Source organism: Pseudomonas sp. SHLD1 (genome assembly GCF_028640935.1).
Classification (GTDB): Bacteria; Pseudomonadota; Gammaproteobacteria; order Pseudomonadales; family Pseudomonadaceae; genus Chryseomonas; species Chryseomonas aestiva.
The window spans coordinates 1-229 of sequence record NZ_JAQZAD010000004.1; the positions used below are offsets into that span (position 1 = coordinate 1).

General features: G+C 55.0%; 1 rRNA gene. It reads right to left on the reverse strand.

Features of this window, described 5'->3' with window-relative positions:
* Positions 1–60, reverse strand: a 5S ribosomal RNA gene (gene rrf / locus PVZ77_RS25930); the annotation flags it as partial.
* Between the last annotated feature and the right edge of the window lie 169 nt (positions 61–229).

The following is a 229-nucleotide window of genomic DNA, read 5'->3' on the forward strand; positions in this document are numbered from 1 at the left end:
TCGTTTCACTTCTGAGTTCGGGAAGGGATCAGGTGGTTCCAATGCTCTATGTTCGTCAAGCAATTCGGTTGGCTGACCAGGCGATGCTGCGTGCCTGGCTGGCCCAATTGGGTCTGTGATCGAAGTAGACAACTCGTCTTGGGTCTTGCGAACCCACGCGCCGTTTTCGGCGTCGTCTTCCTCACGCTCTGACCGCGGTCAGATTGTTTGGGTGTTATATGGTCAAGCC